This window comes from Rubrivirga halophila, from assembly GCF_046845755.1.
Lineage (GTDB): Bacteria > Bacteroidota > Rhodothermia > Rhodothermales > Rubricoccaceae > Rubrivirga.
The window spans coordinates 2,774,270-2,789,144 of sequence record NZ_CP177357.1; the positions used below are offsets into that span (position 1 = coordinate 2,774,270).

11 protein-coding genes are annotated in these 14,875 nt (G+C 73.3%); 7 read left to right on the forward strand and 4 right to left on the reverse strand.

The annotated features are described in order from the left end of the window. Window positions 1-82 precede the first annotated feature (82 nt). Window positions 83-1,978, reverse strand: a complete 1,896-nt coding sequence (locus ACLIRP_RS12230) for a cation:proton antiporter (RefSeq protein WP_412060736.1) — start codon at window positions 1,976-1,978, stop codon at window positions 83-85. Window positions 1,979-2,210: 232 nt separating this feature from the next. On the opposite strand from ACLIRP_RS12230, the gene ACLIRP_RS12235 reads away from it, so the two are divergent. From ACLIRP_RS12235 to ACLIRP_RS12255, 5 genes are all read left to right on the forward strand, one after another. After that, window positions 2,211-3,146 carry a thrombospondin type 3 repeat-containing protein gene (locus ACLIRP_RS12235; RefSeq protein WP_412060737.1) on the forward strand — a complete coding sequence of 312 codons (936 nt, stop codon included), beginning with the start codon at window positions 2,211-2,213 and terminating at the stop codon, window positions 3,144-3,146. Between the two features lie 99 nt (window positions 3,147-3,245). Then, window positions 3,246-4,166 carry a DUF5996 family protein gene (locus ACLIRP_RS12240; RefSeq protein ID WP_412060738.1) on the forward strand — a complete coding sequence of 307 codons (921 nt, stop codon included), beginning with the start codon at window positions 3,246-3,248 and terminating at the stop codon, window positions 4,164-4,166. Between the two features lie 123 nt (window positions 4,167-4,289). Further along, on the forward strand, window positions 4,290-5,240 hold the full coding sequence (locus ACLIRP_RS12245) for a M15 family metallopeptidase (protein WP_412060739.1): 951 nt from the start codon (window positions 4,290-4,292) through the stop codon (window positions 5,238-5,240). 239 nt (window positions 5,241-5,479) lie between these two features. Next, window positions 5,480-5,839, forward strand: coding sequence for a hypothetical protein (locus ACLIRP_RS12250; RefSeq protein WP_412060740.1), 360 nt, complete (start codon window positions 5,480-5,482; stop codon window positions 5,837-5,839). A 234-nt stretch (window positions 5,840-6,073) separates the two neighbouring features. Then, window positions 6,074-7,135: an isoaspartyl peptidase/L-asparaginase gene (locus ACLIRP_RS12255; protein WP_412060741.1), complete on the forward strand. Its 1,062-nt coding sequence runs from the start codon at window positions 6,074-6,076 to the stop codon at window positions 7,133-7,135. 79 nt (window positions 7,136-7,214) lie between these two features. Here the strand turns inward: ACLIRP_RS12255 and ACLIRP_RS12260 are convergent, their stop codons facing one another. Then, window positions 7,215-7,691 carry a hypothetical protein gene (locus ACLIRP_RS12260; protein WP_412060742.1) on the reverse strand — a complete coding sequence of 159 codons (477 nt, stop codon included), beginning with the start codon at window positions 7,689-7,691 and terminating at the stop codon, window positions 7,215-7,217. Between the two features lie 110 nt (window positions 7,692-7,801). On the opposite strand from ACLIRP_RS12260, the gene ACLIRP_RS12265 reads away from it, so the two are divergent. Further along, the gene (locus ACLIRP_RS12265) at window positions 7,802-9,997 is read left to right on the forward strand and encodes a Na-K-Cl cotransporter (protein ID WP_412060743.1); all 2,196 of its coding nucleotides are present in this window, start codon (window positions 7,802-7,804) and stop codon (window positions 9,995-9,997) included. Between the two features lie 85 nt (window positions 9,998-10,082). Here the strand turns inward: ACLIRP_RS12265 and ACLIRP_RS12270 are convergent, their stop codons facing one another. Further along, entirely contained in the window at window positions 10,083-11,549 is a 1,467-nt protein-coding gene (locus tag ACLIRP_RS12270; RefSeq protein ID WP_412060744.1) for a M28 family metallopeptidase, read from the reverse strand. A 132-nt stretch (window positions 11,550-11,681) separates the two neighbouring features. Between ACLIRP_RS12270 and ACLIRP_RS12275 the strand changes: the two genes are divergently transcribed. Further along, window positions 11,682-14,018 (forward strand): ATP-binding protein, encoded by a 2,337-nt coding sequence (locus tag ACLIRP_RS12275; RefSeq protein ID WP_412060745.1) that lies wholly within the window; start codon window positions 11,682-11,684, stop codon window positions 14,016-14,018. A 126-nt stretch (window positions 14,019-14,144) separates the two neighbouring features. Here the strand turns inward: ACLIRP_RS12275 and ACLIRP_RS12280 are convergent, their stop codons facing one another. After that, a complete protein-coding gene (locus ACLIRP_RS12280) occupies window positions 14,145-14,867 on the reverse strand; it encodes a hypothetical protein (protein WP_412060746.1) in 723 nt (240 codons plus the stop codon). Window positions 14,868-14,875: the final 8 nt, after the last annotated feature.

A 14,875-nucleotide genomic window follows, 5' to 3' on the forward strand; every position in this document is an offset into this window, starting at 1 on the left:
CCGAGCGCCGCCGGGGGGTGTCGGGCCGCGCATCGCACGCCGTCTGTGCGCCCGTCCTGACCCAGGCCCGAGGCCGGCCGAGCTACACCGCAGGCACGGGCGGCTCTGGTAGGCCGTCACCCGAAGGGACAGCGGCGGCCGGGGCGAGCCAGTCGGCCGAGGGCGGCGCGTCGGCCAGGACCACGAGGGCGTCGCCGGGCTGGGTCGAGAGGTCGGCGTCGCCGGCGAAGACGGACACGTCGCCGCCGCGGACGCGGAAGAGGGGCGTGAGGCCGCCGTCGTCGTATTCCTCCCGGAGCCTCGCGAGGGGCCGCTCGGCCGTGGCGTGGACGACGTGGACCTCGGCGCCCGCCTCGATCCGCTCGTCGATGGCGAGGACCGTCGCGCCGTCGTCGAAGAGCGGCCGGCCGCGCAGGTGGCGCGGGATCTCGGTCGCCGCCGACTTGGGGCCGTCGGCGCGCATGGGGAGCTGGAACACCTCGTCGGACTCGAAGACCTCACCGAAGTGGAGCGCCGTCAGCGAGTTGACCTCGTCGTTGGGCGTCACCGCCAAGAGCCGGCCGATGCCGCTCAGATCCAGGTCGTCGATGACCCCCTCGGCCAGGATGTTGACGCGCTGGGCCTCCAGCCCGGCCTCGCGCGCGCGGCGCACGTTGCGGCTGTTGGCGTCGACGAGCAGGACCTTGACGCCGAGCCCGTCGAGCGCCGTCGCCACGCGCCGCACCCAGCCCTGGGCGCCCACGAACGCGACGCCTTGGGGGTCGGGCAGCGCCAGCCCCAGCCACCGCGCGATCGGCGAGATCGTCAGCCCGTAGACCGCGACCGTCCCGACGATGACCAGGAAGACGACCGGCACGATCCGCTCGGCGTCGGCCGGGAAGAACTCGGCGAGCCGGAACGAGAACAGGCTCGCGACGGCGGCCGCCACGATCCCGCGCGGCGCCAGCCACGACAGGAACGCCTGCTCGCGCCACGTCAGCCCGGTCCCGATCGACGACAGGAAGACCGCGAGCGGCCGGACGACCAGCATCAGCAGCGCCAGGAACAGGAGGGGGCCGGGCGCCAGCATCAGCTCGAACGCGCTCGGGTCGAGCCGCGCCGACAGGATGATGAACAACAGCGAGATCAGCAGCACGCGGAGGTCCTCCTTGAACTCGACGATGCGGCGGACCGAGACGTAGGGCTGGTTCGCCATGATGATGCCGAGCAGCGTGGCTTCGAGGAGCCCGGCCTCCTCTTGCAGCGTGTTCGAGATCGCGAACGCGGCCACGACCACCATCAGCGCAACGGGATTCTGGAGCCAGTCGGGCACCAAGCGTCGGTGGAGCAGCAGGATCAGCAGCGCCGCCGCGAGCACGGCGACGCCCACGCCGACGACGATCTCGAAGGCGATCCCCTGCGCCAGCGCGCCCCAGACGCTCCCGTGCTCGCCGCCCGCCTCGGCCGGCTCGTGGAGCAGGATGACCGTCTCCAAGACGAGCACGGCCAGGATCGCGCCGATGGGGTCGATGGTGATCCCCTCCCACTTGGCGATCGTCCCGACGCGCCCCGCCGGCCGGACGTGGCGCAACAGCGGGAGCACGACGGTCGGCCCGGTGACCGTCAGCAGCGCGCCGAGCACGACGGCGACCTCCCAGGTGAACCCGGCCAGGTAGTGCGCGCCGATCGCGCCGAGCACGCCCGTCACCACGACGCCGATCGAGATGAGGTTGAGGACCGACCGGCCGACCTCGCGGAACTCGTCGAACCGCAACGTCAGCCCGCCCTCGAACAGGATGATCCCGACCGCCAGCGACACGAACGGGAACAGCCACTCGCCCTGCAGCGCCTCCTGGGGCACGAACCCGGTGACCGGGCCGGCCAGGAACCCGAACCCGAGGAGGAGCAGGATCGACGGCAGGCGCGTCCGCCACGCCAGCCACTGGGCCCCGATCCCGAGGACCACGACGGCGGCGATGATGACGAGCGGAGAGGGCATGCGGGGGCGCGGGGGGAGAGGCGCAAGCTACCGGTCGGGCGACGCCTCACCCTGCCGGCCCCGCTGCGCGGCATGGCCGCCCGGCCGCGCGGTCGAACCGAGCGCCCGATGGCCGATCCGCGGCGTTTTATGTCCGCTCTGCGGCGGTCAGAGCACGGCGCAGCCCCCCCCTATCCGCCTAGGTTTCAGGCCCCTGGGGACGTCCTGTTTCCGGCTCACACCCTCCACCTACATGTCCCGTACTGCCCACTTTCTCGCGCTTGCCTGCGCGGTCCTCTTCGTCGCGGCCTGCGACAGCAGCGCCCCGTCGGTGACGGCCGACGCCGTGCCGACCACGGCCGCCCCCGTCGACGCCAAACCGGCCCCTGAAGCTGACGACGACGCCGTGCGCGTCGGCAGCGACGCACTCCTCGCCGCCTCCGCAAGCGTCGAGCTCTCCGACGGCATCACGACCGGGTCGATCACGTCCGGCGAGACCGACACGTTCACGTTCGAGGCCAGCGCCGGCGACGTCATCACGATCCGCGTCCGCCGTCTCACCTGCGACCTCGACCCGATCTCTGCCATCTACTTCACGGAGGCGAACGGCTCCCAAACCTTCATCGCCGGCTCGGACGACGCGGTCGACGACGACTTCGGGTGCAAGTACGGCGACCCGCTGTTCCAGAACCTCACGCTCCCCCTGACGGGGACCTACACGCTCGACGTCCGGTCGTACTTCGGGGACCCCGGCGATTACCAGATCGAGGCCGAGGGGATCCAGCCCCCCGACGCCGACGGCGACGGCGTCCTCGACGACGTCGACAACTGCCCGGCGACGCCCAACGCCGACCAGGCCGACTTCGACGGCGACGGCGCCGGCGACGCGTGCGACGACGATGACGACAACGACGGCGTGGCCGACGCCGACGACGCGTTCCCGTTCTCGGACCTCGCCCCGACCGTGATGGTGGCCGGGGCCGACACGGGCGTGGGCAACCAGGTCCTCGACACCGGCGCCTCGTTCAACGACACGATCCTCGCGTGCGAGGCCGGGGCCACCTCCCACGGCGACTTCGTCTCGTGCGTCTCGCACGCCACCAACGAGTGGAAGCGCGCAGGGCTGATCTCGGGCAACGAGAAGAGCCGGATCGTCCGGGCCGCCGCCCAGTCGGACGTGGGGAAGTAGCTCCGCCTTCCTGACCCCCTGGCGCCCCCGTCGGTCTCGGCCGGCGGGGGCGTTGTGCGTCCGGCCCCTACTTTCGCTGACACGCCCCTTCCGGCCTCTATGTCCGACGCCTGGCCCGCCCTCCCGCCCTTCGCCGACTGGCAACCGACCGCCGACGCGGTCCATCGGTGGACACAGATCGTGGGCAAGGTGCGGCTGGCGGGCACGCCCTGGGTCAACCACGCCTGGCACACTCCGCTCTATGTGACGGCGCGCGGGCTGTCGACGGGGCTGATCCCCGGGCCCGGGGTCGAGCTGGCGTTCGACTTCGTGGACCACCGGCTCGCGGTCTCGTCCACCTCGGGCGCGCAGTCGGCCGTCGCCCTGGCCCCGATGTCGGTCGCCGAGTTCGACCGGCAGCTCGCGGCAGCGCTGGCGGCGGTCGGCGCGAGCGTCGAGGTCTGGCCCCAGCCTGTCGAGATCCCGGGCGAGATCGTGCCCTTCCCCGACGACACCGCCCCACGACCGTATGACGCCGACGCCGTGACGGCGTACTGGCGGGCGCTCGTGGCCGCGCACCGCGTGATGACGGCGTTCCGCGCCCGGTTTATCGGAAAGGCGAGCCCGGTCCACTTTTTCTGGGGCGCCTTCGACTTGGCCGCGACGCGCTTTTCGGGCCGGACGGCGCCCCGGCACCCCGGCGGCGCGCCCAACCTCGCGGACTGGGTGATGGCCGAGGCGTACTCGCACGAGGTCTCGAGCGCCGGGCTGTGGCCGGGCGGCGGCGTCGGCGAGGCCATGTTCTACGCCTACGCCTACCCCGAGCCCGACGGGTTTCGAGAGGCGCCCGTCGAGCCAGAGGCGGCGCGCTACGACGAGGCCCTCGGCGAATACCTGTTGCCGTACGAAGTGGTCCGCTCGGCACCCGACCCCGACGCGGCCCTGCTGGCGTTCTTGCAGTCGACGTACCAAGCGGCGGCCGACGCGGGCGACTGGGACCGCGCGGCGCTGGAGGCCGACCTCCCCGCCGACGCGCGGTAGCGCTCGCGGGCCGCAAACGGCGGCTCCCCCCGTCCGACCGCCCATCTCGACGCGCGCCAACACGCGCGATCCTCGGGGGTCGCCCGTTGGCCGCCCTACCTTGCGCCGTCTCTCCCCGGACCCATGCCCCGCTCCCCCGTCCTCCCGTGGCTGATCGCCGCCGCCGTCGGCGTGGCGCTGACGGCGCCGCAGGCCTGCCACACGAACGTGGGCGCGGCCCCGCCCGAGCCGCCCGCGCAGGCCGAGCCGCTCCCCGAGCCGGCCCCGCCCGTTCCGACGACGGCGACCGCCCGCTCGGCCGACACAACGTCGACCGTCGCCACCGACACGACCGAGCGCCCTCCCCGTCCGGATCTCCCCGACGGCTTCGTCCGCCTCCGCGACGTCGCCCCGGGGATCGCGCAGGAGATGCGGTACACGACGGCCTACAACTTTGTCGGGGCGCCCATCGACGGGTACCTCGCGCCCGAGTGCATCCTGACCGAGCGCGCGGCCCAAGCGCTGGCCGACGTCGCCGCGTCGCTGGCGGGGTCCGGGCTGGGGCTCAAGGTCTACGACTGCTACCGCCCCCAGCAGGCCGTGACGCACTTCGTCCGCTGGGCGAACGACCCCGGCGCGTTGGCGATGCGGGACGCGTTCTACCCCGAGGAGCCGAAGGGGCGCCTGTTCTCGCGCGGCTACATCGCCACGCGCAGCGGCCACAGCCGCGGCTCGACGGTCGACCTCACGCTCGTCCGCCTGCCCGTTGCGCGCTCGGTCCGCACCGACTTCCCGACGCCCGACGCCCCCCTCCCCCGCTGCGACCGCCCGTTGTCGACGCCGACCGGCCCGGACCTGCAAGGCGGCGGCCGGTTCTACGAGGGCGACCTCGACATGGGCACGGCCTACGACTGCCTCTCCCCGCTCGCGGCGACCGACCACCCCCGGTTTAGCGGCGAGGTGCGGCGCAACCGCCAGCGCCTGCGGGCGGCCATGAGCGAGGGCGGGTTTCGGAACTACTCGAAGGAGTGGTGGCACTTCACCCTGCGCGGCGAGCCTCACACGGGGACGTACTTCGATTTCCCCGTCGAGTAGCGGAGACTGCATCGCTCGCGGAGCGCGTGCCGTCGAACGTCTGTCCAGAGGAGGGCCGTGACGAGGCGAGGGCGTGTTATCCGAACGCGCGCCTGATAACGCGCAGAGGTAGGTGCTAGACGGTTGTGAGACAAGGGGGAGCCTCGTATCCTGCGAGCGTTATCCGGATCCGCGCCGCGCGTTATGCCGAGCTGGATCGGCATAACCCCTGTTCTAAAGCCCTCACACCTCAAATGCAGTTGAAACCGCTCGTCGGTTGGTTCTCGTTCTTGGAGGACCGAGGCTTTGAGGAGCCGCGCCTCATGTTCGAGGAGCCGGGGAACTACCCGTACGCTGTCTGGCGAGGTGGGCGGCGCGAGGTCCGGGTCAGCTTCCAGAACAAGTGGCCAACGCTACAACTGGTGGACGCCGACGACACGACCGAGATCGAGCCGGACTTCTCGGAGTTGCCCGCCCTGAGCCAGGCGCGCGGTCTAGACCGCCGGCTGTTCCGCGTGCCGCTGATGTTCCGAAAGGAGGAGGTCCGGCGGGAGTGGGAGCAGGCCACGAAACAGCTTGCGAAGCGGATGGAGCACGCCGACTTCGTTCCTGCGCCGTAGCCACCGGGCTGTAGAACCCGCGCTTGCAGGCCGACCGCCCCGCCGAGCGTCCTCAATCACCGAGGCGGTCGCGTATCCTCCGCTTGCCGACTGGCCCCGCCTCGGGGCGGCGGCTGAAGCGCGATCTGTTTACCGTGCGAGTGACGGAGATGTGGCCGTGAGCACCCAATCGAGGGGAGTCCGCGCAAGCCAGAGCCGGGCGGATAGATTGGCGGTCCACCCGCGCCCGTCGCCATGCCCCTCTCTCGCCGCGACCTCCTGCGCTCCGGCGCCGCCCTCGGCGCGCTCGCCGCCCTGCCCCGGCCCGCTCGCGCCGCCGCGCCCGCCGCGCCCGCCGCGCCCGCCGCGCCCGCCGGCCCGGTCGTGCTGGCGACGTGGGACAACCGCCGCGCCGCCGCCGAGGCCTGGGCCGTTCTCCGTGCGGGCGGCTACGCCCTGGACGCCGCCGAAGCCGCTGCGCGCATCCCCGAGGCCGACCCCGACGACCACTCCGTCGGCCTGGGTGGCCGCCCGGACCGCGACGGCCGCGTCACGCTCGACGCGTGCGTGATGGACGAGCGCCACCGCTGCGGCGCCGTCGCCGCGCTCGAAGACGTGCTCCACCCCGTCACCGTCGCCCGGATGGTGATGGAGCGGACGCCCCACGTGATGCTGGTGGGCGAGGGGGCCCGGACGTTCGCCCAAGCGCAGGGCGTCGAGATGGTGGACCTGTTGACGCCCGAGGCTGAGGCGCACTGGCGCGCGTGGCTGGACACCGCCGAGTACGCGCCGGCCGTCAACAGCGAGCGGCGGACGGGGCACGCCGACGACCACGACACGATCGGCGTGCTCGCGCTCGACGCCGACGGCCGCGTCTGCGGGGCGTGCACGACGAGCGGGCTCGCGTACAAGATGCGCGGGCGCGTCGGCGACAGCCCGATCCTGGGCGGCGGCCTCTTTGTCGACGGCGGCGTGGGCGGGGCCGTGGCGACGGGGCACGGCGAGGAGGTGATCCGCGTGGCGGGCGCGAGTGCGGTCGTCGAGGCAATGCGGCACGGGCGCTCAGCGCAGTCGGCGGCTCGGTCGCTCGTCGAGCGCGTCGCGCGCGTCACGCCGGCCGACCCGGCGATGATTCAGGTCGGCGTGCTGGCGCTGGGGCCGAACGGCGAGGTCGGCGCGGCCGGGCTGCAGCCCGGGTTCGTCTACGTCGTCACGCGGCCCGCAGGCACGGCACCGGACGCGGCGGGGACGGTGACGGCCGAGACGCCGGTCGACGGCGGGGTGACCTACACCGTCGAGGCGCCGTCGGTGCTGTAGCGCGCGCTGCTGGCGAGGACGGGCCCTTGCAGGGGCACGCCCGCAACGTCTCCCGCGGACCCGCCGGCGCCCGGGGCGCTCAGTCGATGGGCATCGCGACGACCGCGAGCGCGACGGTCTCCGTGTCGAGGCAGTCGGGGTCGCCCTCGCACGAGGCCGCCAGGATGGTGTCGGGCACGTACTCGATCTGGACGCGGCGGCCCTTGATGACGTTCGTGTCGCAGACCGAATAGTCGGCGTGGACGGTCTCCGTGGCGCCGGTGTCGGTGCGGAGCGTGATGTAGCACGAGCGGTCGCCGCTCTCGATGTCGGTCACGACGCCGCGCGCCGGGACCGTCGTGCCGGCGACGGTGACGCGGGGCGGGCCCGTCGTGTCGGCCTCGGCACGCAGGTCCGGGTTGTCGATGGCCCCGAGGTCGTCGGTCTCGTTCGAGCGGACGTCGACCTCGCCGGCGCGCGCGGCCTCGGCCTCCGCCCCGGAGGTGTCGGAGGCGCAGCCGGCGAGGGCGAGAGCGAGGAGGAGCGGGCAGAGCCGCAGGGTCGACGGGGAGAGCATGCGGTCGGGGGTCGAGGGTGGACTCTACGTCTCGGGCGGCGGCGGCGATCCCGCGCGAGCGGGGCACGCGGTCGTACCCTCTTCGGGCTCGTCCCCCGCCCCGCCCCGCCGTGCCCGTCCGTCCGCCCCGCGCCTCCGTCGTCACCGCCAGCCCGACGGGGCTCGGCACCTTCGGCGGCGTCTTCACGCCCTCGATCCTGACGATCCTGGGCGTCATCATGTACCTCCGGTTCGGGTGGGTGGTCGGGAACGTGGGGCTCGGCGGCACGCTCCTGATCGTCACGCTCGCGACCTCGATCACGTTTCTGACGTCGCTCTCGATCGCCGCCATCGCGACGGACACGCGCGTGCGGACGGGCGGGGCGTACTACATGATCAGCCGGTCGCTGGGCATCGAGACCGGCGGCGCGGTCGGCGTGCCGCTCTACATCGCCCAGGCGCTGTCGGTCGCGCTGTACACGATCGGCTTTGCCGAGAGCGTCGCGCTCCGGTTCCCCGGCGTCGACCTCAAGACGGTCGGGCTGATGACGACGGTCGCCGTGGCCGTGCTGGCGCTGGTGTCCGCGAAGACGGCGATCCGGGCGCAGTACGTCATCATGGGCGCGATCGTGCTGTCGCTGCTGGCGCTCGTGTTCGGGAGCAGCGTGCCGCCCGCGCCGGGGACGGCGCCGGTCCTGGAGCGGGCCGGGTTCTGGACCGTGTTCGCCGTGTTCTTCCCCGCCGTCACCGGCATCATGGCCGGCGTCAACCTGTCGGGCGACCTCAAAGACCCGAGCCGGTCGATCCCCAAGGGCACGTTCGCGGCGGTCGGGGTGGGGTATGTGATCTACATGCTGCTGCCGGTCCTGCTGGCGGCGCGCGCGTCGACGGAGGACCTCTTGACGGACCCGCTGATCATGTCGCGGATCGCGATCTGGGGCGACTCGATCCTGCTCGGCGTCTGGGGCGCGACGCTGTCGAGCGCGCTGGGCAGCGTGCTCGGGGCGCCGCGCGTGCTCCAGGCGCTCGCGCGCGACGGCGTGCTCCCGTCGTGGCTCGACTGGCTGGGAAGGGGCTCCGGCGACGACGACGCGCCGCGCCTGGGCACCGGCCTCACACTCGCGGTCGCGCTGGCGGCCGTGTGGTTCGGCGACCTCAACCTGATCGCGCCCGTCCTGACGATGTTCTTCCTGACGACGTACGGCGTGCTCAACCTGTCGGCGGCCGTCGAACGGTTTCTGAACAGCCCGTCGTTCCGGCCGACGTTCCGCGTGCCGTGGGCGCTGTCGCTGCTCGGCTTTATCGGGTGCGTGGCCGTGATGCTCTTGATCAACGCAATCGCGACGGCCGTCGCGGTCACGTTCGTGTTCGGGATCTTCCTGTGGCTGGAGCGCCAGTCGCTGGAGACCGCCTGGGGCGACGTGCGGCGCGGGATCTGGATGGCCGTCACGCGCGCCGGCCTCATGCGGCTGCGCGACGCCCAAGACGACTCCAAAAACTGGCGCCCGCACCTGCTGGTGCTCTCCGGCGCCCCGGCCTCGCGGTGGCCGCTCGTCGAGCTGGCGGCGGCGATCACCCACAACCGCTCGATCCTGACCGTCTCGACCGTCATCACGGCCGCGGACGTGACGCCGACGCGCGTGGCCGGGCTGGAGCGCCAGATCCACGACTACCTCGCCGACCGGGCCGTCGAGGCGTTGGTCCGCGTGATCGCGGCGCCGGACCCGTTCGAGGGCGCCGAGCGGCTCGTCGACAGCTACGGGCTCGGCGCGTTCGTGCCCAACACGATCCTCCTCGGCGACACGCAGAGCACCGAGCGGCAGGCGCGCTACGGCCAGACCGTCCGCCACTTTTACGACAACGCCCGCAACGTCGTCATCGTCCGCGACAGCGCGGCCGGCGGCTACGGGCGGCGCCAGCGGATCGACGTGTGGTGGGGCGGCCTCAAGGGGAATGGCGGCCTGATGGTGCTCTTGGCGTACCTCCTGTCGACGAGCCTGGACTGGCGCGGGAGCACGGTCCGCGTCCTGATGGTGGCGCCGAACGAGGCCGCCGCCGCCCAGATGCGGACCTCCGTCGGCGAGCGCCTGCGGCTGACGCGGACGGGCGCCGAGCTCGAGGTGATCCTGGCCGCCGACCGGCCCTTCGGCCAGATCCTGCGCGAGACGTCCGCCGACGCCGACCTCGTGATGCTTGGGCTGGCGCCGCCGACCGACGACGGCTTCGTGGACTACTACACGGCTTTGCGCGCCCGCACGGCCGACCTCCCGGCGACGCTCTTCGTGCTCGCCGCCGAGGACATCGCGTTCGGCGAGGTGCTGGAGTAGACAGAGGGATGCGGAACGAGAAAGGAACGGAGGGATGGGCAGAGTCCCCAGTCATTGGGTGCCGCACCCCTCCATCCCGCATCCCTCATTCGTCCCTCTCGCCGTAGTCGAACGCCCCGATGGCGCCGGGGAAGACGACGGGGCTGGCGCTGCCGTCGGCCGAGACGGCCTGGACGCCGAAGAGGTAGTTGTCGATGACGACGTTCTCGAGCGTGTACGTCTGGCGGTCGGCGCCCGAGTCGGGGACGTAGACCGACCACTGCCACTGGGGCTCGGTGGTCAGGCGCCACCAGACGCGGAAGCCCGCCAGCTGCGGGTTCTGGGCGCGGTCCGGGGCGTCCCACGACAGCGTCGTGCTCGGCTGGACGGCGCCCTCGATGGAGACGCCCGAGGGCGGCGGCGGGGCGCCCGCCAGCATCGCCAGCGTGACCGCGTTGAGCGCCGTCAGCTTGGCCGCGTAGTCGAAGTCGACGTACTCGACGGTGTCGCCAAAGTGGCGGGGCGAGCCGTCGGGGTGCGTGCCCATCCGCAGGTCCTGGTGCTGGCGGTCGTAGTGCTCGTGCGTCTCCATGATGCGGACGCCCGGGAAGCCGACGTTCGTAAACGGCGTGTGGTGGCCGCCCCGCCCGAACCGGTCGAGCCGGTAGACCATCATGATGTCGAGGTTGCGGATGTAGTCGTCCGCCATCCGGTCCACGACGCGGGCGAGGTTGCGGGACGGGCCGTCGACCTCGCCGCCGGTGAACCGCCGGATCCGGGCCTCGCGCTCCGTTTCAATCGGCCGCGTGGCCTCGGAAAAGACGCGGGCAGACGTGTTGTCGCAGACCCCGTCGATGCCGCAGCTGTTGCCGATCATGTCGTTGTTGAGCACGCCGACGATCTCCCAGCCCTCGTCGCGCGCGATCTCGGCCATGATCTGACCGCCGAAGAGCCCCTGCTCCTCACCGCTGAGCCCGGCGTAGACGATGGTCGAGGGGAACGCGTGCTGGCTGAGCACGCGGGCCGCCTCGATGGCCCCGGCCATCCCGGACGCGTTGTCGTTCGCGCCCGGCGAGTCGGAGGTGAAGTCGAGCGCGTCGGACACGCGGCTGTCGATGTCGCCCGACATGACGACGTAGCGGTCGGGGTCGGTCGTCCCGCGCTGGATGGCGAGCACGTTGACGACGTCGGTCGGCTCGGGGATGCGGCTCTGGCCCGAGATGGTCCGCCGCTGGACGACGACCTCGAGGCAGCCGCCGCACGCGGCCGAGATGCGCTCGAACTCGGCCTGGATCCAGCGCCGCGCCGCGCCGATCCCGCGCGTGGCCGAGACCGTGTCGCTGAGCGTGTGGCGCGTGCCGAACCCCGCGAGCGTCCGGATGTCGGCCTCGATGCGCGCCGCGGAGACGTCGGCAGCGATCCCGTACAGGGCCTGCACGTGGGCCGGCGGGGCGACGCCGCCGACGAGCGAGTCCGGCCACGGCGCGTCGGGCGGGCGGTTCAGCTCGACGCCGGGCTGGGCGAGCGCGGCGGACGCGGACAGGACGGCGGCGGCGAGGACGGCGAGGCGCATGGCGGGCGGGTCGGTGGTGGGGAGGCCGTGTGGCACACTCCTGGCAAGACGGCCGGGCGTTCGCCTCGGATCCCGCCGACGGCCTCTCGAGGCCGCTGTCGGGCGGCCGCGTTACCTCTTTTCCCCCGGAGCGTGAAGCTCTTCCCCAAGTTGTTCTTCGCCTTCGGGATCGCCGCCACGGTCGTGGCGGCGGTCGGGCTCGCCGTCGTCGCGGCCGCTGGCGACGCCGCAGCGTCGCTGGCGGCGGGTGCAGAGGCCGGGGCCGCCGTCGATCGCGTCCGGGTGCTGGGCTGGGCGCTGGTGGCGATCCCCTTCGGGCTCGCGCTCGCGCTCGGCGTCCTCATCGCGCGGACGCTGGGCCGGCGGCTGGGCCGGATCGCCGCGGGCGTCGAGGCCGTCGGCGCCGGCGACCTCGACGCCCGCATCGGCGACACCTCGTCCGACGAGGTCGGCGACCTCGCGCGCGCCTTCGACGCGACGGCCGCCGCGCTCGGCCGGAGCACCGTCTCCCGCGCCCACCTCGACGCCGTCATCGAGTCGATCCCCGACCCCCTCGCGGTCGTCGACGGGGACGGCCGGCTCGTCCGGGTCAACCAGGCCGGGGCCGACCTGATCGGGCGCGAGGCCGACGAGGTCGTCGGCGAGCCCGTGTTCTCGCTGTTCGTCCCCGAGGCCGACGAGGTCGCCCGGTTCGGCGCCGCGATCGCCGGGGCGCCGTCGTTCACGGGTCTCGAGACGCGCTTCCAGCGGGCCGACGGGGCGACGCTCCCGGTCCGCCTGTCGGCCGCCAAGCTGCCCTCTCACGACAGCGCGCGCAGCGGCCTGGTCGTCGTCGCCCAGGACATCTCGGCCACGCACGCCGCCCACCGGGCGCTCGTCGCCGCTCGCGACCAGGCCGAGCGGGCGAACCGGGCCAAGTCGGACTTCCTGGCCTCGATGAGCCACGAGATCCGGACCCCGCTCAACGGCGTGATCGGGATGACCGACCACCTGCTCCGCTCCGACCTCGGCGACGACCAGCGCGAGGTGGCCGGGGTCATCCGGTCCTCGGGCCAGGCCCTGCTCGACGTCGTCAACGACGTCCTGGACTTCTCGAAGATCGAGGCGGGCTTGTTGGAGCTAGAGGCCGCCCCATTCGGGGTCCAGGCCTGCCTCGGCGGCGCGTGCGACGTGGTCGCGTACCGGGCCGAGCAGAAGGGGCTCGCGCTGCGCTGCGACATCGACCCGGCGCTGCCCTCGCACGTCGTCGGCGACGGGACGCGGCTGCGGCAGGTCGTGCTGAACCTGCTCGCGAACGCCGTCAAGTTCACCGAGGCGGGGACGGTCACGCTCGCCGCTGAGCCGTGCGACCCCGCGGCCCTGCCCGAGGCGCTCCGCCCCGACGGCCCGTGCGAGCGCGGGCTCCACGTCCGCGTCTCGGACACCGGGATCGGGATCCGCGCCGACGCGCTGGACGGCCTGTTCGACCCGTTCACCCAAGCCGACGCGTCTACGACGCGGCGCTACGGCGGGACGGGGCTGGGGCTGGCCATCTCGAAGCAGCTCGTCGACGCGATGGGCGGCCGGCTCTGGGCCGAGAGCGAGGTCGGCGCCGGGTCCACCTTCCACGTGATCGTCCCGGCGGAGCCCGCGCCCGCCGCCCCGCCCGGGCCCCCCGACCTGTCTCCCCCCGCCGACATGCCCTCTCCCCGCCACCCCGACGCCCCCCACGTCCTCGTCGCCGAAGACAACGCCGTCAACCGGCGCGTCGTCGGGCTGATGCTGGGGCGCCTCGGCATCGACCCCGTCATCGTCGAGGACGGCGACGCCGTGCTCCCGGCGCTGCGCCGCGCCGAGGCCGACGGCCAGCCCTTCGACGTGGCCTTCCTCGACGTGCGGATGCCGCGTGTCGGCGGCGTCGAGGCGGCCCAGGCCATCCGCGCCGACGACGCCCTCCGCCAGCCGATGCTGGTCGCCCTCACGGCGGACGTGACGCACGAGCAGCGCGAGGCCTGCCTCGCCGCCGGCATGGACGCCTTCCTGACCAAGCCGCTCGCCCCCGACGCGCTGGCGTCGGTGCTGGCGTCGGTCGCGCGCGCGACCCCCGAGCGCGACGGAACGCCGCCCGCGGACGCCGACTTCCCGACACTCGACCGCCTCACGGCCGGCGACCCGGAGGTGCGCACCGAGCTGCTGGTGCAAGCCCGCGAGGAGTTGGGCGACGGGCTGGCCGTTCTGAAAGAGGCCCTGCGGAACGAGGACCTGCGGACGACCGCCCTCACCGCTCACTCCCTCCGATCGGTCGCCGACGTGCTCGACGACACGCCGCTCGCCGACGCCTGCGCCGACACCGAGGACGCCGCCGACGCGGGCCGGCTGGTCGAGGCCGTCCGCGCGTTTCTGCCGCTCCATGCCCACGCCCACGCCGCCATCGCCCGCCTCGACGCGGCGCTGCCGGCGTCGCTCGACGCCGAGGCGGCGATGGCCTAGACGGACGGGCGCCACGCCTCTGCACCCTGACAGCGCGTCAGTGCGAGGAGGCGTCGCGGCACTGCGAGGAGGCTCCGCGGCACTGCGAGGGAATGTCGCGGCACTGCGCGGAGGCTCCGCGGTGCGCTAGACGATCGCCAGCAGGGCCGCGAACCCGAACGCGCCGGCCGCGAACGGCCAGAACCGACTCTCCCGCTCGTCGGGCAGCTCCTCCTTGAGCACGTTGAGCACGACGCTCCCCGCCAGGAACGCGACGAGCCCGGCGACCACGGACTCGGGCACCCGGACGGCCAGCCCCAGGGCCGTCCCGCCCACGACCGCCGCCCCCAGCACGTAGCGCCCGACCCGGCGGTACCGCGCCTTGTGATGGTCACGCAGGCCGACGTCGTTAACCAGGAAGTGCAGGGCCATCGCCCCCGCGAACGCCAGCCGCGCGCCCCGCTCGACGTCGGCCGGGTCGGCCGCCAAGAGGTAGCCCACGAGCACGTTGTACAGCCCGTAGCTCGCCATGTGGAGCCAGAACACGCCGGGCTCGGTCTGGTCGCCGCCCTCGGCATTCTCCTCGCGCGAGGTCAGCGCGGCGCGTTCGAGTCCGTAGAACACGACCAAGCCCAGGAGCGCGAGCAGCCAGGTGTGCGACCCGTCGAGCACGCCGCCCCGGAGCCCGGCCTCGGCGAGCGCCTCCTGCCCGGCCGCCACCTCGGGCAGCAGGTGGGCGAACACGTAGGCGACCGAGATCCCGCCGGCGGCCGACAGCGCCCGGCTTCGCGGCGTCCCGTCCATGAACCGGAGCCGCCCCGCCAGCAGGTGGACGAGCGCGAGGCCGGCGGACAGGGCGAGCGGGAGCATCCGCCGAA

Coding starts and splice junctions, on each gene's coding strand:
- ACLIRP_RS12260 (WP_412060742.1), bottom strand. CDS start 7,691: ATGCTCTCCCCGTCGACCCTGCGGCTCTGCCCGCTCCTCCTCGCTCTC.
- ACLIRP_RS12280 (WP_412060746.1), bottom strand. CDS start 14,867: ATGCTCCCGCTCGCCCTGTCCGCCGGCCTCGCGCTCGTCCACCTGCTG.
- ACLIRP_RS12245 (WP_412060739.1), top strand. CDS start 4,290: ATGCCCCGCTCCCCCGTCCTCCCGTGGCTGATCGCCGCCGCCGTCGGC.
- ACLIRP_RS12230 (WP_412060736.1), bottom strand. CDS start 1,978: ATGCCCTCTCCGCTCGTCATCATCGCCGCCGTCGTGGTCCTCGGGATC.
- ACLIRP_RS12270 (WP_412060744.1), bottom strand. CDS start 11,549: ATGCGCCTCGCCGTCCTCGCCGCCGCCGTCCTGTCCGCGTCCGCCGCG.
- ACLIRP_RS12235 (WP_412060737.1), top strand. CDS start 2,211: ATGTCCCGTACTGCCCACTTTCTCGCGCTTGCCTGCGCGGTCCTCTTC.
- ACLIRP_RS12240 (WP_412060738.1), top strand. CDS start 3,246: ATGTCCGACGCCTGGCCCGCCCTCCCGCCCTTCGCCGACTGGCAACCG.
- ACLIRP_RS12255 (WP_412060741.1), top strand. CDS start 6,074: ATGCCCCTCTCTCGCCGCGACCTCCTGCGCTCCGGCGCCGCCCTCGGC.